This is a genomic window from Aquimarina sp. AD1, assembly GCF_003443695.1.
Classification (GTDB): domain Bacteria; phylum Bacteroidota; class Bacteroidia; order Flavobacteriales; family Flavobacteriaceae; genus Aquimarina; species Aquimarina latercula.
Map to the genome: position 1 here is coordinate 4,301,081 of NZ_CP031966.1, position 24,367 is coordinate 4,325,447.

The following is a 24,367-nucleotide window of genomic DNA, read 5'->3' on the forward strand; positions in this document are numbered from 1 at the left end:
AACCAAACTCAACTAATTAACTAATTAAAAATTTTATAATCATGAAAGAAAAGATTGTTTATAAACGGTATATAAATAAGAATGTTTTTACACTATCATTTTTGATAGTGATCGCACTTCTTTTTAATAATCAAGACACTTTTGCTCAATGTAATACTATAATCGATGTTGATTTTAATAATTGGAACAACAGACGATACTCTATTGCAGATATCAAAAATGATTTTAATAATAAAGTCAAACCTTGGACTGCATCTACATATAGAGGAGTAGAAGGTCCCGGCGCTGCAAGTAATTTGATAGAAAATACTCCGCAAGAAACAAGAATTGTTAATGGAACTTTACGAGCGCAGTATTTAAAAAATGATGCCTCAGGTAGATCAGGTGGTTTTCTCTTTGATCCTTATTTTGATGCCGTAGATGAAGCGTATTTAGAATATAAGGTAAAATTTGATGATAATTTTTTCTGGGCTACTGGTGGAAAATTGCCAGGGTTGGGAGGTTCTACCAGCGGGATTAATAGTGAAAGTACAGGTCGTGGAACTATTCCATCTGGATGTAAATACAATACAAATGGATGGTCTGCACGTTTGATGTGGAGAAGAAATAGGGCGCAAACCAATGCACCTTATCTTATTCTTTACAGTTACTTTGCCGAAAAACAAGATGGGAGTGCTAGAAAAGATGGAGATTGTGGAGACGGAAAAAGAATTTTTTCTAATCTGAAAGACGATAAATGGTATACAATCCGTCAGTACATCAAAATGAATACACCAGGCCAAAAAAATGGTAAAGTAATCATGTGGATTGATGGAGTAGAAACGTATCGTGATAACAATGCGAAAATTCGAAACTCAGGAAAAAGCAGCTTAAAAATCAATGCTTTAATTATGAATACCTATCGTGGAGGAAGTAGAACAGATCCTGTTTGGCATTCTCCAAGAACAGAATATACGTTTTTTGATGATTTTAAAGTTTGGACAGGATGTGGTAACCCACCAGACGGTGGCGAGGATAACAAACCACCACAAGTTGCATTAACCAATCCATCATCGAATAATCAAGAGTTTACACTTGGTGAGACGATTACCTTAAGAGCTAATGCCTCTGATCCCGATGGAGATGTTGATCGAGTTAACTTTAAAGTTAATGGTGGATATTATGATCAAGATCAAACGGCTCCTTATACTGTTACTTGGACACCGACTTCAGCTGGCACATACACTATAGGAGCACGAGCTTTTGAAGAAGGACAAGAAGGGCTTTCTACAGAAGTTTCAAGAACGGTAATTGTTAAGTCCCCAACTAGTAATCAAGCTCCAAATGTTTCATTTGCTTCACCATCTGGTAACATGACTGTAGATGAGGGATATGATCTAACAGTAGTTGCAAATGCTTCTGATTCTGATGGAAGTGTTTCTAATGTAAAATTATATATCAATAATAGTCTTATTCGTCAAGAAAATGTAGCACCTTATGAGTGGGGTCATGATAGTTCTCCAAATCCACAAGAGTTAAATGGAAGATCTGCTGGGACGTATACAGTTAAAGCTGTAGCTACTGATAATGATGGTAAACAAAGTGAAGCCACTTTTGCTTTAACTGTAAAAGGAGATGATGATAATGGAGGCGATGGAGATGGTAATAATAGTTGTTCATTTGGTACACCTATCAATAGTGGTCTTAGTGCTATGGATAAGATATCGTATTCTAATGTTCATATTTTAGGAAGTGATGGTCCAAAACTTGGTAATTTCCGAAAGTTTACCATTAATTGGGTTCCTGCTAATAACGGATTATATCAGTTTGCAATCAATACAAATAATGGTTCACCAAATTGGTATGTAGACTTTAAAACTACAATGACTTTTCAGTTGAAGAATTCTAATCCAGAAGTTACTTTGAACAATACTGGATTTGAAGGTTTAGATGGATCTTATTGGGTCACACAAGAAGCTAATAGTTTTGTAATGGTTTCTAAGATAAAGGACTTCGCTATATATTTCAGTAACTCATCATCTGTTCCAGATTGTAATCGATCTTCAGGTATTGATAATATTGAAGAGAAGATGATTGTTTATCCTAATCCTGTCAAGGATAATGTTATCTACATTGGTGGTTTGTCTACAAAGACTAAGGTCTTACAGATTGTTGATCTCCAAGGACGAATAATCAAAGAATTAAATTCTACAAACACTTCAGAAACTATGGATGTTTCAGAACTTCCTTCTGGTCCATATTTACTGATTAGTAGAAGTAAGAACGCTAAACAATCCTTTTTATTCATTAAATAAGGAATAGGTATAACCCCACCAAACTAGTCAAGCATACATAGATTGATAGATAATTATCAATCTATGTATACTATATCAAAATGTAGAACAGTAGGTTACCGATATAGCACAATTTTTTTTTACATCATTTTTTTAGCTGTCAAAATAAGGTGGCTTAGTAGACTAGTTTCCATTATTAAAATTTTAACCTCAAAATGATCATGAATTATTTTACTAACTCAAATAAAACAAAAACAGTCTTTGCCTGTTTGATATGTTTTTTATTAACTAATTATTATAGTATTGCACAAATTCAATTAGAAGAAGAAACAAAGATTACAGATGTCGGTTTGTTTTTCGATGGAAAAAAAGTAGATCGAAATGCTCCAAATAATGGGTCCGGATATGATTATTTTTTTGGAAATAGGATATCAGCCCATGGAGATTGTATTAAGAAGTATAAACAATTTGTTTTTATGACTTGGTATAAAGGAGGTAAATATAATAGACATGTTATGCTTTCTAGGTATAATACCAGTACAGGTGTCATTAAAACTATTGAGTTTCCTCATACTCATACCGGGTTAAACGGTAAATGGTGGATAGGAGAATCTCATAATACAATAGCAGTTGGTATTAGTCCTAAAAATGGAACTATCCACATGCTTTATGATATGCACGCCTATAAGAACACAGGATTCTCCAAAAATGATTACTTCCGATATGCTTACTCTAAAAAGAATGCCGCTACTGTTTCAGATTCAGATTTTAAACTGAATTTGTTTATTCCGGATGGAACTAATGACTATACCCATGTAAGTCTAAATGGCACTTCCGATCCTGAACAGTTTCAAAGTCTTACGTACCCTAAGTTTTTTTTAAATGATGGTGGAGACTTACTTATGTATATGAGAAGAGGAGGTCATAATAATGGCGCATATGTATTTAGTAAATACAACGCAGGTACTTCAAAATGGGATGAGCTTACTCAATTTAATAAATTAAATGCTAAAAATAATGGTCAACAATTTAATTGGGGACTATATGGGAGCATGAAATACGTAAATGGTAAACTTAGAGTTGGTTTTCAAAGAAGGAGTGCAAACAATAACGATAAATACTTGTATCAAAATGGTTTTTATTATGGGTATTCTAATGACCAAAGTGGTAAAAGTCAATGGAAAGATCATTTAGGAGGAGCAATTAACATTCCATTTGCTAACGCTGATTTATTGAAAGTGTATGAACCTGGAAATTTGGTTTCTGCAACCGGTAAAGATGAAGTTTTTATGGTACAAGGTTTTGATTGGACTGTTACAGATAGGGGAGATGTACATATTATTGGTAAAGTTAGAGACACTAAAAATAACGTAACCAAAAATGTACATACGTATAAGCCAGCGGGTAGTTCAAGTTTTATTACTTCAACAAATTTTTCGGGTGGAGATCAATTATATACATATGATAATAATATTTACATCATTGGCACCAATAATGACCGTGTTTACGTAGAGAAAGCGGATGGAGGTAAAAATAATTTTACAAGAATATATGCTCCAACAAATGGAAAGAAATTTAGATTCGGTGTTCCTTATATCAATGATGGAAAATTGTACTACTACTTGATGGAAAAGAAATCAGGAGATAAGCAGCCATTGTACTTACAGATTATTGATTTAGGAATTAAGAACGAAGAAAATAAACCACCGACAGTTTCCTTAACGAATCCTGTACAAGATAATCAAGAGTTTATTCTAGGAGAAACTGTTGCGCTAGGAGCAAATGCCTCGGATCCAGATGGAAATTTAGATTATGTCAATTTTAAAGTAAATGGTTCCTTTTTTAGACAAGATCAGGATAGACCTTTTAATGTTACCTGGACACCAACAGCAGCAGGGACATATACCATTGGAGCTAAGGCTTTTGATAAAGAAGGACTTTCTATAGAAGTTTCAAGAACTGTGATTGTTAAGACACCAACTAGTAATCAAGCTCCAAATGTTTCATTTGCTTCACCATCTGGTAACCTTACTGTAGATGAGGGATATGATCTAACGGTAGTTGCAAATGCTTCTGATTCTGATGGAAGTGTTTCTAATGTAAAATTATATATTAATAACAGTTTAGTTCGTCAAGAGAATGTAGCACCATATGAGTGGGGTCATAATAGTTCTCCAAATCCACAAGAGTTAAATGGAAGATCTGCTGGGACGTATACAGTTAAAGCTGTAGCTACTGATAATGATGGTAAACAAAGTGAAGCCACTTTTGCTTTAACTGTAAAAGGAGATGATGATAATGGAGGCGATGGAGATGGTAATAATAGTTGTTCATTTGGTACACCTATCAATAGCGGTCTTAGTGCTATGGATAAGATATCGTATTCTAATGTTCATATTTTAGGAAGTGATGGTCCAAAACTTGGTAATTTTCGAAAGTTTACTATTAATTGGGTTCCTTCTAATAACGGATTATATCAGTTTGCAATCAATACAAATAATGGTTCACCAGATTGGTATGTAGACTTTAAAACTACAATGACTTTTCAGTTGAAGAATTCTAATCCAGAAGTTACTTTGAACAATACTGGAATTGAAGGTTTAGATGGATCTTATTGGGTCACACAAGAAGCTAATAGTTTTGTGATGGTTTCTAAGATAAAGGACTTCGCTATATATTTCAGTAACTCATCATCTGTTCCAGATTGTAATCGATCTTCAGGTATTGATAATATTGAAGAGAAGATGATTGTTTATCCTAATCCTGTCAAGGATAATGTTATCTACATTGGTGGTTTGTCTACAAAGACTAAGGTCTTACAGATTGTTGATCTCCAAGGACGAATAATCAAAGAATTAAATTCTACAAACACTGCAGAAACTATGGATGTTTCAGAACTTCCTTCTGGTCCATATTTGCTGATTAGTAGAAGTAAGAACTCGAAACAATCCTTTTTGTTCATTAAATAAGAAAAAAGGTATAACACTAACTAAACTAGTTAAATACATATATAAGTTAATAATAAGATTATCAATTTGTATATACTAATACCATCGTGAATTATGAAAAAAAATGAAATTAGAAATACGGTTTTTATAATAATATTTCTATTAGCAGGGGTTTATGCACATAGCCAAGTGCTTTGGTATGGAGATCCTAATAAGAGTGTGAATAGTAGCTTCAGAAGATTTGATTCTGGTAATGCTGGAGATTACTGTAATAATCAATCTAATAATTCATCTACAGCTACTACTACGAATGATTCGGAATATGGAAAAGTTTGGAGAGTTCGTAAACCGAAAGGTCAGAAAAGAGGGGAATTTGCCAGAACGACGGGTACGGTTAATAATCATCTGCCTAAGGATGGGGATGTACTATATTATGGATGGAGATGGAAAATAAATTCAACACCTAACATTACTAGCGGAATCGCTGTGTGGCAGTGGAAAACTGATGCTGGTAATAAAAATAACACTCAAAATTACCCTCTTAATATGGGGTATGGCAATGGGAACTTAAGTCTTAGTGCTTGGGGTCCTTGTTATCCGTCGTGGAATTCTTGTAGTGGATCTATTAGCAGACGCAAAACTACTTTATGGAATAAATCTATTCCAGAAAATACTTGGGTGAGTTTTGTCATAAAAATAAAACTGTCTAGAAATAAAGATGTAGGATATATAGAATTCTGGTATAATGGAGAGAAACAAACTTTAACCAATTCAGGATTTCAGGATTATAAAGTAACGTTGTCCTCGGATGGTAAGAGAGCATATCATAAAACATTTGATGGTACTGTTGTATATCCGAAATGGGGATCATATAACTCTAATGCGTGCAACTTTGATGTTAGCACTTATTATGACGAAATGAGAGTCGCAACAACTTTAGTAGCTGCAACTCCTTCGGGGACTTCTTCTGATTCTAATAAACCACCAACAGTAGCCTTAACGAATCCATCTCAGAATAATCAAGAGTTTACTTTAGGAGAAACAATTGTCTTAAGAGCAAACGCTTCGGATCCTGATGGCGATGTAGGTCGAGTTAATTTTAAAGTAAACGGTAGCTATTATGATCAAGATCAAACAGCTCCTTATACGGTTACTTGGACACCAACAGTAGCAGGAACATATACAATAGGCGCAAGAGCTTTTGAAGAAGGACAAGAAGGGCTTTCTACAGAAGTTTCAAGAACGGTAATTGTTAAGTCACCAACTAGTAATCAAGCTCCAAATGTTTCATTTGCTTCACCATCTGGTAACATTACTTTAGAAGAGGGATATGATCTTACCGTAGTTGCAAATGCTTCTGATTCTGATGGAAGTGTTTCTAATGTAAAATTATATATTAATAACAGTTTAGTTCGTCAAGAGAATGTAGCACCATATGAGTGGGGTCACAATAGTTCTCCTAATCCACAAGAAGTAAATGGAAGATCTGCAGGAACGTATACAGTTAAAGCTGTAGCTACTGATAATGATGGCAAACAAAGTGAAGCGACATTTACTTTAACTGTTCAAGGAGACAACACTGGAGGAAGCGATAATTGTGCCTTTGGTACACCTATCAATAGTGGTCTTAATGCTATGGATAAGCTTACGTATAGTAATGTTCATGTTTTAGGTAGCGATGGTCCCAAACTTGGTAATTTCCGAAAGTTTACCATTAATTGGGTTCCTGCTAACAATGGATTATATCAGTTTGCTATCAATACAAATAATGGTTCACCAGATTGGTATGTAGATTTTAAAGCTACAATGACTTTTCAGTTTAAGAATTCTAATCCAGAAGTTACTTTGAACAATACTGGATTTGAAGGTCTCGATGGTTCTTATTGGATAGCTAGAGACGGTGCTAATTTTGCACTGGTTTCCAAATCTGAAGGATATACGATATATTTCAGTAATTCGGTATCTGCTCCAAATTGTAATAGGTCTAATCCAGCAATTGATGTTTCGCAGATTAAAGCTTTTCCTAACCCTTTGTCGGATTCTTTTTTAACCATTTCAGGAATGTCCTCAGAATTAAAAACTCTTCAGATAATTAGTGTTGAAGGGAAAGTAGTAAAAGAGTTTATGACTGAAAAAGAAATAGAAACTGTGGATGTTTCAGAATTACCATCTGGTTCCTATTTCTTATCTATTAAATCGATAGGATTTAAAGAATCTTTATTGTTTGTAAAAAAATAAGATTGGTAATAGCTAACTAGGATATTTTTTGAGATCAAAATATCCTAGTTTTATTAGTCATAACTATATAAAAATCATTTTGTATTATCTTTTTAAAGATCATATTTAGAATTAAAACTTGATATTTTTCGACACGAGTATAGTAGGAAAGAATAATCTATAATAAAAACCTTAATAATATCTATAAAGTATCTATAAAAATTTAATGTAAATAAATGTTTGTCAGTTGTTTAAGTGAATTTTCACTCATGTTTAAAACTTGAATTTTTCTTCGAAATTCAATACTATTGTATGATAATATTTAATAAGAAAATCCAGACGCTCTTGTTAAATTTTTTATATCATAGTTAAGAAGCATTGAACAAATATTATTGGGAATTTTAATTTATAATTTTAAAAATTTATTTATGATAATAATCATTCCAAAAACAACTGTTCTAAATATCAAGTGATAACTAGCATTTGACTCTTAAAATATTTCTTCCCTTAGATCTTTAATATTTTAATTCGGTTACTAATATGTATATCCAGTATAGTGATTTATTTCATTAAATGGATTTGACCTTATTAATAAAATTAATGATAAAAATTGCGATTTCGAATACATTAAATAGGTGCTTAGAAATGATCTAAGATACCATAATAAGCTTAGTGTTTATAGATCAATTATTGTCTCTATAGGTGCTCAATAACATAACACAAACTCACAACTAAAACCTAATAAATTATGAATACAACTAAAAGTTACCTCCATAAATGGCGATACCTATTAAAACACAACAGTTTCATTACATTAATTTTATTGATGTTCCTTATATTTTGTGTAAGTAAAATTTTTGCTACTTCTAACGATACACCCACAAAAATTACTTCATCTTTTGATTGTGCTCCACCTACTATTAGTTTGGTTACTATTAGACCTGTTCAATCTGGATTATGGACACAGGCATCAACTTGGCCCAATGGTAATCTACCAACAGCAAATGATGATATAGTTGTTCCTCCTGGAATAACTTTAACTATGGTAGGAACTTGTAGAGCCAAAAACATCACTGTACAAGGAAAACTTGGTGCAGTAAACTATCAATCTCCAGGTGCTTGGATAGATTTAGAAGCACAAAGTATTATGGTTGCTAACGGAGGGTATATGGAAGTAGGAACTGAAAATCAGCCTTACTATGCAGATAAAGGCCCTGGAGGCATTAGATGTCAAATAACACTTACGGGTAACAAGATTGCTAATGCGGCAGCATCATATAAAGCAATTATGGTAATGGGCGGAGGCCGCTTAGAATTGCATGGAAAGAAAAGAATAAGTTGGACCAATCTAGCAAGTACTGCAAATGTAGGAGCAACGCAAATTACCCTAAAAGATCAGGTAGATTGGGAAGTAGGGGATAAGATCGCACTTACTGCCACAGGATTGGCCAGTTCGCAATCAAAAGCTTGGAACAATGTGGATGAAGCTACAATAACTGCTATTAGCGGTAATAAAAGAACACTTACACTATCACCGCCTCTTAAATTTAAACATATTGGAGGATCTAAAACATATACTAGAGACAGAGATGGAAAAACTTGGGATGTAAATATTCAAGGAGAAGTTGGTTTGTTATCACACTATATTAAAATTCAAGGTAAAATGGATGGAAATAATGAGCAAACTGGCTTTGGAGGTCATATTATGCTCATGAAAGGTTCTACTTCTCATTCAGAAAATATAGAGTTATACAAAATGGGACAAAAAGGTGTGTTAGGTCGATACCCTTATCACTGGCACTTAAATGAAGATCAATCAAATGGTAGTTATCTAAGAAATAGCAGTGTGCATAAATCCTTTAATAGAGCTGTTACAATACATGGTACAGATTACGTCACTGTCGATGGTGTATTTGCTTACGACCAAATTGGTCACGGTATTTTTTTAGAAGATGGAGGAGAACGATTTAATACCATTAAAAATAATGTAGTATTTGTTACCAGAAGGCCAAAACCAGGTGAAGAATTGACTCCTTCTGATAATGAAGCTAATGAAGCACAAAATAGAACACCAGCATCTTATTGGATTACTAACCCTAATAACTATTTCGAAAATAATGTGGCCGCGGGTACAGAAGGAACAGGATTTTGGTTCGCTTTTCCAGAAAAACCTATGTTTGATTCTGGTAATTTAGCTTATTTCCAGGGGATGAACCCAACAACGGAACCCTTAGGGCGATTCGATGGTTTTGTAGCACATACTTGTATGACTGGCTGGGATGTTTTTGATCAGTTAAACCCTGATCATTCAATAAAAAAGAATTTTGGATGGAAAGTTAATTCTAGGCAACTGATTAAAGATGGTTTGTTTTATGGAAATGATCAAGCTTTATATAGCGGATTAGGTGTAGGAGGAATAAATGAAAACACAGTTTTTTATAATTGTGCTTTTAGTGATAATAAAACGGTTTCTATGCTTGCAGGTGATCTTACGATAGAGAATAGCCTTTTTAATGTTGATACAGATTTAGGTGTTTTTGATGGTGTACGAGAATTCTTTAGATTTTATGATGGTCCTGGTAGACATTTTGATTGCCATTTTGAAGGATGGAACCGATCTAATGCCGAAATGATTAAGCAAATCACAGGTGGTGGAGCAACTGAGAATTTTAATCCTACATTTAGAGGAACTACCAAAGGATTTTCTGAACCTTTCCCATTTAGATTTTTTCAACTGCCAAATACTACTGATACTCGTACAAGAAAGGTTGGACAATTTTTCAAAGATTATGATGGAACGATGTTAGGAAAACCTGGTACGTTGATTCGAGATATTCCATTTCTTAGAGATGGACATGAATACAGACATTCTTCTTGGAGAAATGCGGCTCGATCTGATTATTATTTTGCAGGATTATGGATGGCAAGAATCAATGCAAGTGGAGTTCGTATGTCGGTAGTTCGATCTAAGCCCGGTACTGAAGATGTTTGTTTTTACGAATCTGGATCATCGTCATCTGGAACCTATAAATTTCCAATGATTGTTAATGAAGATTTTATGTATACATACTATTTTGATAAAGCCCCAGCAAATAAAAGTATATTACTTATATGGAATAGGGGAGACGCGGGAGATTTAGGATTAGCTTGCTTAAAAGGTTTGGGAAAACTAGGAAATTTTAGAGTAAACGGTGCTCCGCTACTAAATTCTAGAGTAGCAGTAGAAAATGCTACAAATAATGGATATTTTATAGCAGGAAATGGAGATGTGTATATTAAATTTAGAGCGGTTGGAGGAGATGATAGAGTAAATGTTACCTTAAATTGGGATAACAATGGAGGTTTTCAACCTTCTAATCTTCCTTGTACAACAAACGACCTTGATGGAGTTACTGCTCTAGATAGTGATGGTGATGGAAGGCCCGATATCACTGAAATAGATACTTGTGGAAACCCAAACAATGCATCCGATTTAAACTTCGGATTTAGTAATACCAATGAAAATTTTGAACGCTTCAATATTGCCGCCGCTAATACCAGTAGCGATCAACATTGGTTGATAAGAGCAGATAACTCGAATGATCCCTATATTGTAAGAAGTGGATTTAAATTTGACGGGAATCAGGTTTCCCAATTAAGAATTAGAACTAAGTCTGAGGCAACTGGGTCATATCAACTATTTTGGACTACAATTAATGAGAATAATTTTTCAGCTGCTCGATCAGTAACAGTGACCCCACAAGCCACAAATGTCTTTGAAGAACTTGTGTTTGATATGAGTAATCTCAACAGCTGGATGGGGCAAACCATTACCAAACTTCGATTAGATTTTCCTGGAAATCCTTCTGGATCTAGTCATTATTGGGTTGATTATATTCATGGACCAAATGCATCGGATGACCCTTGTGATAATTCACCAGAAATTGTATTTACAAATCCTACAAATAACGAGTTAGAAGAAGGTGATGATTTAGGTGTAGTAGTCTCTGTTACCAATGGAAGTGTTTCAAATATTAGACTTTATCTAAATGATGTTTTGGTACGACAAGAAGGAGGAGCTCCTTATGAATGGGGGACAGCAAATACCAACCAAAATGATAATACTTTATTAAATCTTGCGGCAGGAACTTATGAGTTAAAGGCTATAGCAACCACTACCAGTGGTGAAACTGTCACCAAAATCAAAACGATCATAGTAAATGATGTAAATGGAACTGCAATTCCAATACCAGGAGGTTTTGAAGCTGAAGCATTTACTAATATATCAGGCAGTGTTCGTGAAGAGAATACACCTAGTGGAGGACAAAACCTTGGTTTTATATTAAATAACAATTATACTGAGTATCAGATTGATGTTGAGGATTCGGGAAGTTATGATTTTACGGTATTTACTTCAAGTAATACTAATGGCGGTACCATTGAGATTTATGCGAATAACTCTTTAAAAGAATCTATACAGATCCCAGGAAATGGTAATTGGCATTCATATCAATCACATACTAGTTCTATTTCACTTTCCGGTGGAAACCAAACATTACGATTGGTATACACTGGTGGAGCTGGGTATTTATTTAATTTTGATAAAGTTGAAGTTACAAAACCTTCGCTTGTGGAAACAACTACAAGCCTTTCTCCAATTCACGATGCTTACTTAGATAATAGTACAAGATTTAATAATACTATGGTGAGATTAGAAGGTGGAAGACGTACCGGATATTTAATGTTTGATCTAGCTGGAATTAATGGAGAGATTACTGATGCGATATTAGAATTTGAAGTATTTGGTGATGCAGGAAATGGAGAAGTACTAGTCCAAGAGGCAGCACATAACGGTTGGACAGAGACCAATCTCTCTCTTCAAAATAAACCTGCCACAAAAGCACAGATTATAGGTTCTAGAACAGGTGCATATGCAATAGGTTCTACCATACAAATTCGGGTAGATCTTTCTAAAGTTTTGACTAATGAGAAGCTCAGTCTTATTTTAGAAATGAATGGAGGCAATGATTTTGCTTTTGGATCCAAGGAAAATGGAACTACAGGAGCTCCAAAATTGGTAATTACTTATTTAGAGAATAAAAATCCTGACAACGTTGATGATAACGACCCTATTCTTTATCCAAATCCAGTAAAGAATATCTTACGTGTTTCTGGTGCGGATTTTTCCAAAGTCATTAAGGTATACGATTTGTTAGGTGCAGAAAAGATTAGTCAATCTTTGGATGAATCAGAAAATGAGATTGATTTTAGCCAGCTGTCCAAAGGAGTCTATATGGTGCGAATTATAGATATAGAGAATCGTCGATCAGATTTAATGATATATAAAATTGTAAAAACAAATTAAAGAGAATGATAAACAATCTCAAGGTATTTTTCCTTGAGGTTGTTTATATATTGTATAAGCTTTTATAAATCAAATAACCTAGGAAGCCATAAACTTAACTCTGGAATATATGTGATTAAAACTAATACTAGAATCATAATTAAAAACAAAGGCATCAAAGGACGAATTACTTTCTGAATACTTAATTCTGCTACACTACACCCTACAAAAAGTACAGAACCTACAGGAGGCGTGCATAATCCGATACAAAGGTTTAGAATCATAACAATACCAAAGTGGATAGGATTCATTCCTAAATCTGTTACAATAGGTAAAAAAATTGGAGTGAAAATCAATACTGCTGGAGTCATATCCATAAAGACTCCCACAAATAATAAAATTAGATTGATAAGTATTAAAATAATAATTGGATTATCACTAATTGAAAGTAATGCGTTACTAATTTCTTGAGGAATGTTTTCATAAGACATTACCCAAGACATTGCAATAGAGGTTGCAATTAGTAATAACACGATTGATGAGGTTTTTATAGTTTCTAATAATATCGGAGCAATGCTTTTAAGTGAAATTTCTTTATACACAAGAGCTAATATAAAAGTGTAAATAACTGCTATTGCAGAAGCCTCAGTAGCTGTGAAAATTCCGGCAACGATTCCTCCAATAACAACTACAAGTAAAAGAAGACTTGGTAATGCATCTAAAAATCGTTTAAGAAAAACCTTAAGACTAACTAGTTTTTCGGTAGGATACTTTTTGATTACCGAATAAATACCAGCGACTAACATTAAAGCAAATCCAATCAATAAACCTGGGACATATCCAGCTACAAATAGAGCAGCAATAGAAACACCACCACTAGCTAGAGAATATATAATTAAAACATTACTTGGTGGGATTAATAAACCTGTCGTAGAACTAGTTATATTTACAGCAGCACTAAAAGATTTATCATACCCTTCTTTTTCCATCATTGGATTCATAAACCCACCAATAGCAGAAGCAGCTGCAACGGCGGAACCGGATATTGCACCAAAAAGCATACAAGCAAATATATTTACAAAAGCCAATCCTCCTGGTAAAGGTCCTACAATAGCTTTTGCGAAATTTATGAGTCGTACTGCAATACCGCCTCGATTCATAATTTGACCTGCTAATATGAAAAAAGGAATTGCAGAAAGGGTAAAACTGTCCAAAGATGTTGCCATTCTTTGCGCTAACGTAGTAACTGATGGCATAAATGGCATGGCTACAATAAGGGTAAATAGTCCGGATAGACCAATGGCATACGCTATGGGAACTCGAATTGAGAGTAATACAAGAAAACTTAATGTTAGGATCAAAACTTCAGTATAATTCATAATACAAGATCTTTTTTACGTAATAGTATGACTAAAGAATAATAACAGATCAATAAGCCACTTATAGGAATTACCAAATAAATAAATCCTAAAGGAATTTCTAGTGTAGCTGATTTTTGCTGAAACACAAATGTTAACCAACAAAGTCTTACTCCTCCGATAACCATAACAAGAAATCCAAAAATTAAAACAGATCCTTGCACAATCCTTTCATATAATTTTTGTCTTTTAGCTACAATATGAGAAGGTATCAGATCTATGGCAAGATGTAAGCGTTTTCCTGTGGCGTATGCCGCTCCCAATAGGCCTAGCCATATTAAGGAGAAGCTCGAAATCTCGTCAGTAATAGTACTGGGGGATTTTAATAAAAACCTTGAAAACACCTGCCATATAACACTAAATAACATCAATGAGAATATTAGAATTAGCGCTTTTTCTAAAAATGTATCTATTGTTTTTCTCATTGCTTTGTGTTTTTGATATTCTTAATTAAGGATAGCATATCAGGATTATCTTGAAACATTTTTTGAATACTTTCTGTCTCCTGTTCGAACAAAGTTTTGTCAGGAGTTATAATTTCGACTCCAGATGTGGTAATAATATCCAAGGATTCCTTTTCTGATGCAGCCCATAACTTACGTTGTTCTATTGTAGATTCTCTCGCAGCTTCTTTTAACCAGATTTGTTCTTGCTCCGATAATCGTTCCCAAGTATCTAAACCAATTAATAAAACATCAGGAACGGCAGTATGTTGATCAAGACTAAAGTATTTACATATTTCATAATGTTTAGAGGTATAAAAACTGGGCAGGTTGTTTTCTGCGCCGTCGACAACACCTTGTTGTAGAGCTGTGTATAATTCTCCCCATGAAATGGGAGTGGGAGATCCTCCTAAAGAATTGACCATTGCAACAGCCATATTACTTTTTTGAACTCTTATTTTCAAACCCTTAAGATCTTCTGGAGTCGTTATAGGCTTCTCTTTTGTATAGAAACTACGACTTCCTGCATCATAAAAAGTTAACCCTCTTAGTCGATATTTATCTCCTTTAGTAAGCATTTCATCTCCAATAGCTCCATCAAAAACCTGAAAAGCGTGTTGTCTATCTCTAAATAGATATGGAATACTAAAAACCTTGTATTCTGTGATAAAGTTTTCTAAGACAGCTGCAGAAACTTTGGTAATGTCTAGACTTCCAATTTGTAGTAATTCAAGACATTCACGTTCTGCACCCAATTGACCACTTGGGTATAATTTAACTTGTAAAGTTCCGTTTGATTTTTTTTTAAGTTTTTCACCTAAAATAATCATTGCTTTATGCACAGGATGTTTGGTGTCTAATGTGTGCGCTAGTCTTAGTATTTTGACTTCTTTTTTCGTAGAACAAGATCCTATTATTAATAGTCCTATAAAAAGTGGAAATAGTATCTTGATTCTCATGATATTAGTTGTTTTTAATTTCTTTAATGCTCACCAATACTTCTTTTATATCCGAAGAAAGTTTTAAGAAATCGTTGTTCTTAATATTGTTTTTACTAAAAAGTAGAGATCCCATTCCAACACAACTTACTCCAGAATCAAACCATAATCTTAAATTTTCCAGAGAAGGTTGTACACCTCCGGTAGGCATTATTTTAGTTTTAGGTAAAACAGTTTTAATAGCTTTGATGAAATCTACACCTAAAACATTACCAGGGAAGGCTTTAATTAATTTTGCTCCTAGTTGTTGAGCACTATAAACTTCTGTAACGGTAGCACATCCTGGGACCCATAACACTTCTTTTTTATTGCAATAATTAGCGATTTCAGGGATTAATGCCGGAGAAACTATAAAATCTGCTTGAGCGTTAAGAAATTGTTCAACCTCAGTTTTGGTAAAAATGGTTCCTATACCTAGAATTAGATCATTGTACTTTAATGCATGTTTTCGTAATTCAGTAAAAACGGAGAGTGCTTTTTCATTTCTATTTGTGAATTCAAAAACTCTTATACCTGCTTCATATGAAGCATCTAATACTTTTTTAGTAACTTCAATATCTTGATGATTAAAAACGGGAATTAATCCGGTTTTTTCCATTATTGTGATGATGTGTTCTGCAGAGTTTTTCATTTATCTCAATAGTCTTCCAATGTTATCCCCTTGTACTAGTTGTTCTATTTCTTCTACAGAAACTAAATTTGCATCTCCAAGAATTCCATGTTTCAATACTGCAGAAGCCACGGCAAATTCAAGAGCATCATCCTCTTCTTTGTGCATCAATCCATAAATTAATCCTGCCATAAAAGCATCACCACCGCCAATGCGATCTACAATGTTTTCCATAGTATAAGTTTTAGAGACATTGTACTTATTATTTCTCCAAAGTATTGCCGATAACTTATTTTGAGATGCAGAAAGGATTTCTCGTTGGGTATTAGATAGCGTATGCACAGTAGTGTATTTCTGCTGTACTTTTTTACATCCTTCTTCAAAGTTGTTTGCTGAAATGTCTAGGCAATTTTCAAAATCAGTAAGCCCACCTACGATAACATTAGTTTTGCTAATAAGCTCAGGCATTATTTCTAAAGGTGATTTCCCATATTGCCATAGGTTTCTTCTATAATTAATATCTCCACTTACTGTTATTCCTAATTTTTGAGCCGAAGTCAAAGCATCGAGACATAGTTGAGCTGCGGATTCAGAGATCGCCGGTGTGATTCCTGTCCAATGAAACCAATCTACATCTTTTAAAATTTCGTCCCAGTTAAAAATAGTAGGGTTTAATTTTGAAAAGGAAGAATCAAAACGATCATATATGATTTTAGAAGATCGTTGCATAACACCATTTTCTAAAAAATAAAGCCCCATTCTTCCATCATTGAATTTTATGTTATTGGTGTCAACTCCTGACTTTTTTAAGTAGTTGCAAGCAGTTTTTCCTATGGAATGATTTGGAAATGAAGTGATATGAGTAGCGCTGACATTCCATTGTGCAAGAGAGATTGAAACATTAGCTTCTGTTCCGCCAAAATGTACCTTATATGTATTCGATTGCTCGAATCGCTCATTCGTTGCGGTAGTAAGACGCATTAGAACCTCACCTAAAGTAATAACTCTTTTCTCCATTTTATTCTATTAATATTGGATTTGATAATTTTTCGCTCATTTCGGAAACTATTTTATCAAAACCTTCATAGGTATTGAATTGGACATTGGATTGTTCCCATCCGGCAAGGAAATAAAAAGTAGAAGGTTTTTTATTAGAAGCATTCATTACAGTGTAGTAAGTTGTTGTAATATCTGTGTTTTCCTTTGGAGCTTCTCCTTCGTTTATAAAATCATCTTTAGGGATTATGATCGCCATACCTAACAAATCATTGTTCTCTGATTGTGCTCCGAAAGTCTCTAGAACAAAATGGTTTTTTGATTTTTTAGAATATTTATCGTTAGGTTTTAAATTTACAATACCCGTAACCAAATCCATTTGATTGGTCGCACCTCTAAAAAACACTTGACTCTGGTACCCCCATTGTCCTTTCCAAATGGTAATTCTATGGACAACATCTATATTTTGATCTCCAATTTTTGAATTCCTGTAAATCATGTCAAAAACTGATCTTATAGGCCCTTCCATAACAGTTTTAAATTCTGCTTGGTCCTTACCAGTAAGCCTGATCAGTGAGTCATTATATTTTATAGCCAATGCTCCAGCTCCAAGAGAGTTTCCAACTTTTAGGACATCCATCCCCCAGTCATCTAATTCATGATAATTTCCTTCTCCTAAACCTACGCGATCTAATACAAGTTCGGAGGTGTTTTTTCCAAAAATATCAATACCATTTCGTGGATCAAAATAGAATCTAAAGCCTACTTTATCATTCTCCCAAGCGGGTCCTTCCATTTGATAAAAAATACTATCATTGGTTCGTGGGTCACCTGTTCGCTTTTGCTCTAAAACTTCTTTTACAGTATTTTTATTAGTTCCAATTCCGAACCTAATATTTGTTCTTGGAGTAAACGAAGGAATACTTTCTGTAGCTATTGTTGTTAATTCTAGTTTTTGAGTTTGATTTGCTTTAAAGTCAAGGGTTAAGCTTAATTCATCCCACTCCTCCTTTTTTTCTAGGTTATCTAATTGAAAAGGAATGATTCTTCCAGACGAATCTTTAATTATAGGAACTCTATTATCGGAGATACTGTCTAACTTGTTTATTATTATATCTTTGGAAATAATAATACTCTCATCCATTCTATCTATAGAAGAAGTATTTGTAAAGCTGATATATTTTTTACCTTGATCAGATACGGATTCCTTTTTGCAACTTATTACTGTAAGCGTTAAGGAAATAATGATGCATAGATGTTTCATTACTTTTCGTTTGTAGGTTTACCAATAGTTGCTAGAATACCACCATCTACATAGAGAATATGCCCATTTACAAAATCACTTGCCTTAGAAGCTAAAAATATAGCTGTACCTGCCAAGTCGCTAGGGTCGCCCCATTTAGCAGCTGGAGTACGATTAATGATAAATTCATTAAACGGATGTCCGTCTATACGGATTGGTGCTGTTTGTTCTGTTGCAAAATATCCTGGACCAATTCCATTCACTTGTATATTGTATTTTGCCCATTCTGTAGCCATATTCTGAGTAAGCATTTTTAATCCTCCCTTTGCAGCAGCGTATGCGCCAACAGTATTGCGCCCTAATTCACTCATCATAGAGCAGATATTAATTATTTTTCCTGATTTTCTTTCGATCATTCCCTGAACTACGTGCTTAGAAACTATAAATGGGCTAACAAGGTCTACGTCAATTACTTCTTTAAAATCAGAAACTTCCATTTTTTCTAGAGGCGTACGTTTTATAATACCCGCATTATTAATTAGAATATGGATAGGGCCTACTTCTTCTTCAATTTGTTTAATAGCATTTTTTACTTCTTCTTCATTAGTTACATCGAATTTATAACCTCGAGCATCTATTCCTAATTCTTTATATGAATCTACTGCATTGTTGATTTTTTCTTGAGAGGAATTTCCATTTACGATAATTTTAGCTCCTGCAAGTCCTAATCCTTTGGCCATAGCCATACCTAAGCCATGTGTTGATCCTGTAATTAGAGCATTTTTATCTTTTATATCAAATAGTGATAGTGACATAATGTGACTTATTTAAGATCTGTAATTTTACATGTATCCATATCCCCATAATCCAAATTCTCTCCGGCCATTCCCCAAATGAATGTGTAGTTAGAGGTTCCTGAACCAGAATGTATAGACCAAGGAGGTGAAATTACAGCTTGCTCATTCTGCATCCAGATATGTCTGGTTTCGTGTGTTTGCCCCATAAAATGACAGACAGATTGATCATTTGGTACTTCAAAATAGAAATATACTTCCATTCTTCTATCATGAGAATGTGCTGGCATTGTATTCCATACACTACCTTTTTTTAATTCTGTCATTCCCATTTGTAATTGACAAGTTTCTACGACACCACCAACAATAAGCTGTATCACCGTTCTATGATTAGAAGTTTCTAAAGAGCCTAATTCTATTTTATTGGCCTTTTCTTTAGTTACTTTTACCGTAGGATAACTATGATGTGCTGGTGCAGAATTGATATAGAATTTAGCAGGATTTGATGAACTCTGACTTTTAAATACTACTTCTTTATTTCCTTTTCCCACATATAAAGCTTCTTTGTATTCTAGTTCATAAGAAGTTCCATCTACTATAACTTCCCCTTTTCCTCCAACATTAATAATTCCCAGCTCTCTTCTTTCTAAAAAATAGTCCGCTTTTATGGGATCGATAGGTTCTAGTTTTAAAGTATCCTTTGGCACCACCGATCCAGCGATATACCTGTCGTAATGCGAATATGTAAGATTTATTTGTCCTAACTGCATTAGGTTTTCTATCAAAAATTCATCTCTTAATTCTGTAGTATCCATTGCTTTTACAGCTTTAGGGTGAGATGCATATCTGGATTCGTAAGCAGTAGCCATAATTTTATGTTTTAGTTGTTATAGTATTGATTTTCTAATTCCCATTTCCAGGCCTCTTAATTCTGCTAAACCTCTTAATCTTCCGATTCCTGAATACCCTGGATTTGTTTTTTTATATTGGTCATCTAACATTTTATGACCGTGATCTGGTCGCATTGGAATATTAAGATCGGATCGACCAACTTTCTTCCTTTTCTTTTGTTCATTTATTAGAGATCTCATTACTTCATACATATCCACATCACCTTCTAGATGATTAGCTTCATAAAAGTTTCCTTTTTCATCTCTTTTAGTACTTCTTAAATGAATAAAATGTATTCGACTTCCTAAACGTTCTATCATATTTGGTAAATCATTATCAGGACGAAGCCCAAAGGATCCGGTACAAAATGTTAACCCATTATTGGTAGAGTCTACAGCGTTATATAAATCCATAATATCTTTTTCTGTGCTTACTACTCGTGGTAGACCAAGGATTGGATATGGAGGATCGTCTGGGTGGATGCACATAAGTACTCCGGATTGTTCTGCTGTAGGTATAATATCTTTTAAAAATGAAAAGAGATGTTCTTTTAATTCTTTAGCTCCAATATCTTTATAAGTATTTAAAATGGCATTAAAGTCTTTTAACGAATATCCTTCTTCTGCACCTGGTAAACCGGCGATTATGTTATTTACTAAGAGTTTCTTTTGCTCTTCAGACATTTGTTTTTCTAATATCTTAGCATTTTTAATTTGTGTATCAGTGTACTCTTTTAGTGCATTTGGTCTATTAAGTAATAATAGATCAAAAACTGCGAATTCAGTTGCGTCAAAACGTAATGCAGTTGATCCATCCGAAACTTTGTATTCTAGATTTGTTCTGGTCCAATCGAGAACAGGCATGAAGTTATAGCAGATGATATTGATTTCGCAAGTACCTAGGTTTTGTATTGTAGTTTTGTAATTTTCTATGTATTTAATATAGTTTCCAGATCTGGTTTTTATGTTTTCGTGAATTGGAACGCTTTCTACAACAGACCATTTTAATCCGGATGCTTCAATGATTTCCTTTCTTTTTAGTATTTCTTCTATGGTCCAAACTTCTCCATTTGGGATATGATGTAAAGCGGATACAATACCAGTTGCTCCAGCTTGTTTTATGTCGGATAATGATACTGGATCACTAGGTCCATACCATCGCCATGTTTTTTCTAATTTCATATATTATATATTAAACACCGCTAAAAGCGCTAAAACCTCCATCAATGGGAACGACAATACCAGTTACAAACTTGGAGCCTTCTCCGCATAACCATTCTGTAGTTCCGATAAGATCCTCGGGGTTCCCATATCTGCCCATTGGAGTTTGTTCTATGATAGTTTTGCCTCTTTGGGTTGGATTTCCTTCAGAATCTGTTAATAACGATCTATTTTGATCCGTTAAGAAAAAACCAGGTGCTAGAGCATTTACTCTAATACCCACTTTCGCAAAATGTACAGCAAGCCATTGTGTAAAATTTGATATCGCTGCTTTTGCTCCACTATACGCTGGAATTTTGGTTAATGGAGTAAATGCATTCATGGATGATATATTGAGAATGCAACAATTTTCTTTACCCACCATTTCTTTTGCAAAAACTTGGGTTGGTAATAAAGTCCCTATAAAATTGAGATTAAAAACGAATTGAATTCCTTCTGTATCTAAATCAAAAAAACTTTTAAAATCATTTTGATTATTTTCCAAATCTTTTAATCTAAGGTGCGTGTTCGAAGTTGTCCCTTTTGGGTGATTTCCACCAGCTCCGTTAATTAAAATATCGCAACTACCTAATTTTGAATTAATCTCGGATTGTGCTTTTAATAAAGATTCTTTACTAAGTACATCTGCAGCAATACCAATCGCTGAACCACCTTGTTTTTTAATTTCTTGTGCAACTTTTTCTGCTGCATCTTTTCTTAAATCCAAAATAGCAAGTTGTGCTCCTTTTTTAGCCAATGCTAATGCTATTGTTTTCCCTAAAACTCCACCGCCACCAGTGAGTACTACTACCTTATTATCCATATTTACAATAGAAAAAATTCATCTATTTCAAATTTGAAACTTTTATTACAATTAAGATTTAAATTTTAGAGAAGGATCATACGGAAATAAGTATAAAAAAGTACAATTAATTGATTTTCAGCGTATTAATTTTTTGCTGATTTAAATGTAAATTTTCTTAAAAAATTGAATATGTTGTTTGTTTTCAAAGGATTGTATTAAGTATTTGATAAATTTTGAAGACAATTTTTGAATTATTCGAACAATTAGCGCCCTTAATCCGAACTATTAGGATAGTAGGTTTTAATAGTTTTGAAACAACCTATTTTTCATAATAGATTATAATCGATAAACTTATTCTTAGAATAGAGAGGTACATTTTAAGTTTTAACTTATAAATGTATGAGTACTGTTGATAACATATAATAATGATAAAATAAGTTTTTCTAGGACTATAAAAAGAAATATAGAATGCGAATAAATGACAAAAACAATTCAAGTACTGTTTTCTTATTTTTATTGCTATTACAGGTCATCGGAGCTTCTTCTCAGGAAGAATATTCTTTGTCGGAGTTAGTTGCTAATAAAGGTCCTTATATTCCTAATTATAGTTATGCTGGGTATCAATTTGGAGAGAAGGAGATAAAAATTTCAGATGATATTACTACTGTACTGAACGCAACTGATTTTGGGGTTGTTGCAAATGATGAAAAAGATGATTCCAAAGCGTTATTGAGAGTTTTTGAGAAAGCTCATCAGATAAAAGAACCAGTGTTGATTCAATTACCTGCAGGAAGGATAATTTTAAGTGAAGTATTATATTTCGAAAGGAGCAACATTGTACTTAATGGTCAGGGAGTAGAAAATAATGGAACTGAAATTTTCTGCCCAAGACCAATGATGTACTTAAAAGATCCTAATGATTTAAAAGAACTTAGAGAATATCTGGTTAAACTAGATAAAATTCAAAAAGAAGAAGAAAAGAACATTTTCCTTCCTTTCTCTCAATATTCTTGGTCAGGAGGTATGTTTTGGACCAGAACTCCTGGTGCTAGGGTAAAATCCTATCTTAAAAAATACGATAAAGAGCCTAAAGTTTTGGGAACTATTGAAAATGCAAAACGTGGTTCAGTCTCATTTAAAGTTCATAATGATTTAGGATTAAATAAAGGGGACGTTGTAGAGATACAATGGTTTAATAAAAAGGGCAAAGAGGCAAATATATTAAGAGAATTATATGGAGATACTGAAAATTTAAAAATTGGATCTCATCATTGGAACTATACCAATTTGCCATTAATTCGTCAACAGGCACAAATTGAAGAAATAGTTCGAAATCAGGTCACAATTAAATCTCCATTATTAACAGACATTATTCCGGAATATGAGGTGAGAATAATAAAATGGGATCATTTAAAAGAAGTGGGGATTCAGAATTTCAAAATTACATTTCCTTTTTCTAATCGTATAGCTCATCACGTAGAACAAGGATATAATGGAATTTACTTGACTAGAGTTTTTAATAGTTGGGTTCAAAATGTGGTTATAGAAAATTCTGACAGTGGTATATTAACAGAAGCTATTGCTAATGTAACCATTAAAGATATTAAGACTACCGGGAAAAAGAAAGGTCATTATACAGTACAAATGGGTGGAGTTCATAATGTTTTAGTTAAGAATTTATCTGTTCATAATGATGTAATGCATCCTTTAAGCTTTAATACTTTTTCTACTAAAAGCGTTTATCATAACTGCGAAGTTTTTAAAAATCCAATTTTGGATCAACACTCAGGCGTAAATCATCAAAATTTATTTGATTTAATAACTGTTCATTTAAATACATTAGGAAATGACTCATATCCTCTTTTTACTGGTGGTGGAGCAGGTTATTGGAAACCTTCACATGCATCATATAGTACTTTTTGGAATATTAAAGTAAATTTTTTGAATACCCTAGAACATGAAGAACTCATACGTTTAGATGGAATGAACGATGGGCCTAATGCTAGGTTAGTAGGTATCTCGGGAAATCAAAAGATAGTAATTAACTATAATCCAGATGCCTATGTAGGTTTTGTAAATGAAGACATAAAATTAATTCCTTCGTTATATAAGTATCAACTTAAGAGAAGATTAAAGAATTAAAAAATTAGAAAGCAAAAATGAATTAGTCTTAAACGTTAAATTATTAACATTTATTTAATATTTTGAA

General features: G+C 33.6%; 15 protein-coding genes. 5 read left to right on the forward strand and 10 right to left on the reverse strand.

The genetic code is table 11. From position 1 onward, the window contains the following. Positions 1–41: 41 nt before the first annotated feature. The 4 genes from D1815_RS18545 to D1815_RS18560 all read left to right on the forward strand — a co-directional run bounded on the left by D1815_RS18545 (position 42) and on the right by D1815_RS18560 (position 12,782). Positions 42–2,294, forward strand: a complete 2,253-nt coding sequence (locus tag D1815_RS18545) for a polysaccharide lyase (protein WP_118388838.1) — start codon at positions 42–44, stop codon at positions 2,292–2,294. Positions 2,295–2,494: 200 nt separating this feature from the next. Continuing rightward, on the forward strand, positions 2,495–5,242 hold the full coding sequence (locus D1815_RS23765; RefSeq protein WP_120650497.1) for an Ig-like domain-containing protein: 2,748 nt from the start codon (positions 2,495–2,497) through the stop codon (positions 5,240–5,242). Between the two features lie 93 nt (positions 5,243–5,335). Next, positions 5,336–7,459, forward strand: coding sequence for an Ig-like domain-containing protein (locus D1815_RS18555; protein ID WP_118388840.1), 2,124 nt, complete (start codon positions 5,336–5,338; stop codon positions 7,457–7,459). A 727-nt stretch (positions 7,460–8,186) separates the two neighbouring features. Further along, positions 8,187–12,782 carry a carbohydrate-binding protein gene (locus tag D1815_RS18560; protein WP_118388842.1) on the forward strand — a complete coding sequence of 1,532 codons (4,596 nt, stop codon included), beginning with the start codon at positions 8,187–8,189 and terminating at the stop codon, positions 12,780–12,782. Positions 12,783–12,844: 62 nt separating this feature from the next. Here the strand turns inward: D1815_RS18560 and D1815_RS18565 are convergent, their stop codons facing one another. From D1815_RS18565 to D1815_RS18610, 10 genes are read right to left on the reverse strand one after another with little or no spacing between them, the layout of a single operon-like run. Next, positions 12,845–14,140: a TRAP transporter large permease gene (locus tag D1815_RS18565; protein ID WP_118388844.1), complete on the reverse strand. Its 1,296-nt coding sequence runs from the start codon at positions 14,138–14,140 to the stop codon at positions 12,845–12,847. Further along, positions 14,137–14,604, reverse strand: a complete 468-nt coding sequence (locus D1815_RS18570; protein ID WP_233557607.1) for a TRAP transporter small permease — start codon at positions 14,602–14,604, stop codon at positions 14,137–14,139. The genes D1815_RS18565 and D1815_RS18570 overlap by 4 nt, the downstream gene beginning before the upstream one ends. Next, positions 14,601–15,581, reverse strand: coding sequence for a TRAP transporter substrate-binding protein (locus tag D1815_RS18575; protein ID WP_027393354.1), 981 nt, complete (start codon positions 15,579–15,581; stop codon positions 14,601–14,603). The genes D1815_RS18570 and D1815_RS18575 overlap by 4 nt, the downstream gene beginning before the upstream one ends. A 4-nt stretch (positions 15,582–15,585) precedes the next feature. Continuing rightward, positions 15,586–16,251: a bifunctional 4-hydroxy-2-oxoglutarate aldolase/2-dehydro-3-deoxy-phosphogluconate aldolase gene (locus D1815_RS18580; protein WP_118388846.1), complete on the reverse strand. Its 666-nt coding sequence runs from the start codon at positions 16,249–16,251 to the stop codon at positions 15,586–15,588. Then, positions 16,252–17,247 (reverse strand): sugar kinase, encoded by a 996-nt coding sequence (locus D1815_RS18585; protein ID WP_118388848.1) that lies wholly within the window; start codon positions 17,245–17,247, stop codon positions 16,252–16,254. It abuts the gene before it with no gap. Between the two features lies 1 nt (position 17,248). Next, positions 17,249–18,490, reverse strand: coding sequence for a DUF4861 domain-containing protein (locus D1815_RS18590; RefSeq protein WP_118388850.1), 1,242 nt, complete (start codon positions 18,488–18,490; stop codon positions 17,249–17,251). Then, positions 18,490–19,284, reverse strand: a complete 795-nt coding sequence (locus D1815_RS18595) for a gluconate 5-dehydrogenase (RefSeq protein ID WP_118388852.1) — start codon at positions 19,282–19,284, stop codon at positions 18,490–18,492. Before D1815_RS18595 ends, D1815_RS18590 begins: the two co-directional genes overlap by 1 nt. Positions 19,285–19,292: 8 nt before the next feature. Further along, positions 19,293–20,132, reverse strand: coding sequence for a 5-dehydro-4-deoxy-D-glucuronate isomerase (gene kduI / locus D1815_RS18600; RefSeq protein WP_027393359.1), 840 nt, complete (start codon positions 20,130–20,132; stop codon positions 19,293–19,295). Positions 20,133–20,150: 18 nt separating this feature from the next. Further along, a complete protein-coding gene (gene uxuA, locus D1815_RS18605; protein ID WP_118388854.1) occupies positions 20,151–21,335 on the reverse strand; it encodes a mannonate dehydratase in 1,185 nt (394 codons plus the stop codon). A 10-nt stretch (positions 21,336–21,345) separates the two neighbouring features. Further along, complete coding sequence (locus tag D1815_RS18610) at positions 21,346–22,176, reverse strand: SDR family oxidoreductase (protein WP_118388856.1); 831 nt, start codon at positions 22,174–22,176, stop codon at positions 21,346–21,348. A 450-nt stretch (positions 22,177–22,626) separates the two neighbouring features. Here D1815_RS18610 and D1815_RS18615 point away from each other — a divergent pair, with 450 nt between their 5' ends. Continuing rightward, the gene (locus D1815_RS18615) at positions 22,627–24,300 is read left to right on the forward strand and encodes a right-handed parallel beta-helix repeat-containing protein (RefSeq protein WP_118388858.1); all 1,674 of its coding nucleotides are present in this window, start codon (positions 22,627–22,629) and stop codon (positions 24,298–24,300) included. Positions 24,301–24,367 lie beyond the last annotated feature (67 nt).

What these genes read in the sequence shown, in the direction of transcription:
- D1815_RS18545 (WP_118388838.1), top strand. Translation starts at nt 42, where the DNA reads ATGAAAGAAAAGATTGTTTATAAACGGTATATAAATAAGAATGTTTTT.
- D1815_RS23765 (WP_120650497.1), top strand. Translation starts at nt 2,495, where the DNA reads ATGAATTATTTTACTAACTCAAATAAAACAAAAACAGTCTTTGCCTGT.
- D1815_RS18555 (WP_118388840.1), top strand. Translation starts at nt 5,336, where the DNA reads ATGAAAAAAAATGAAATTAGAAATACGGTTTTTATAATAATATTTCTA.
- D1815_RS18560 (WP_118388842.1), top strand. Translation starts at nt 8,187, where the DNA reads ATGAATACAACTAAAAGTTACCTCCATAAATGGCGATACCTATTAAAA.
- D1815_RS18565 (WP_118388844.1), bottom strand. Translation starts at nt 14,140, where the DNA reads ATGAATTATACTGAAGTTTTGATCCTAACATTAAGTTTTCTTGTATTA.
- D1815_RS18570 (WP_233557607.1), bottom strand. Translation starts at nt 14,604, where the DNA reads ATGAGAAAAACAATAGATACATTTTTAGAAAAAGCGCTAATTCTAATA.
- D1815_RS18575 (WP_027393354.1), bottom strand. Translation starts at nt 15,581, where the DNA reads ATGAGAATCAAGATACTATTTCCACTTTTTATAGGACTATTAATAATA.
- D1815_RS18580 (WP_118388846.1), bottom strand. Translation starts at nt 16,251, where the DNA reads ATGAAAAACTCTGCAGAACACATCATCACAATAATGGAAAAAACCGGA.
- D1815_RS18585 (WP_118388848.1), bottom strand. Translation starts at nt 17,247, where the DNA reads ATGGAGAAAAGAGTTATTACTTTAGGTGAGGTTCTAATGCGTCTTACT.
- D1815_RS18590 (WP_118388850.1), bottom strand. Translation starts at nt 18,490, where the DNA reads ATGAAACATCTATGCATCATTATTTCCTTAACGCTTACAGTAATAAGT.
- D1815_RS18595 (WP_118388852.1), bottom strand. Translation starts at nt 19,284, where the DNA reads ATGTCACTATCACTATTTGATATAAAAGATAAAAATGCTCTAATTACA.
- kduI (WP_027393359.1), bottom strand. Translation starts at nt 20,132, where the DNA reads ATGGCTACTGCTTACGAATCCAGATATGCATCTCACCCTAAAGCTGTA.
- uxuA (WP_118388854.1), bottom strand. Translation starts at nt 21,335, where the DNA reads ATGAAATTAGAAAAAACATGGCGATGGTATGGACCTAGTGATCCAGTA.
- D1815_RS18610 (WP_118388856.1), bottom strand. Translation starts at nt 22,176, where the DNA reads ATGGATAATAAGGTAGTAGTACTCACTGGTGGCGGTGGAGTTTTAGGG.
- D1815_RS18615 (WP_118388858.1), top strand. Translation starts at nt 22,627, where the DNA reads ATGCGAATAAATGACAAAAACAATTCAAGTACTGTTTTCTTATTTTTA.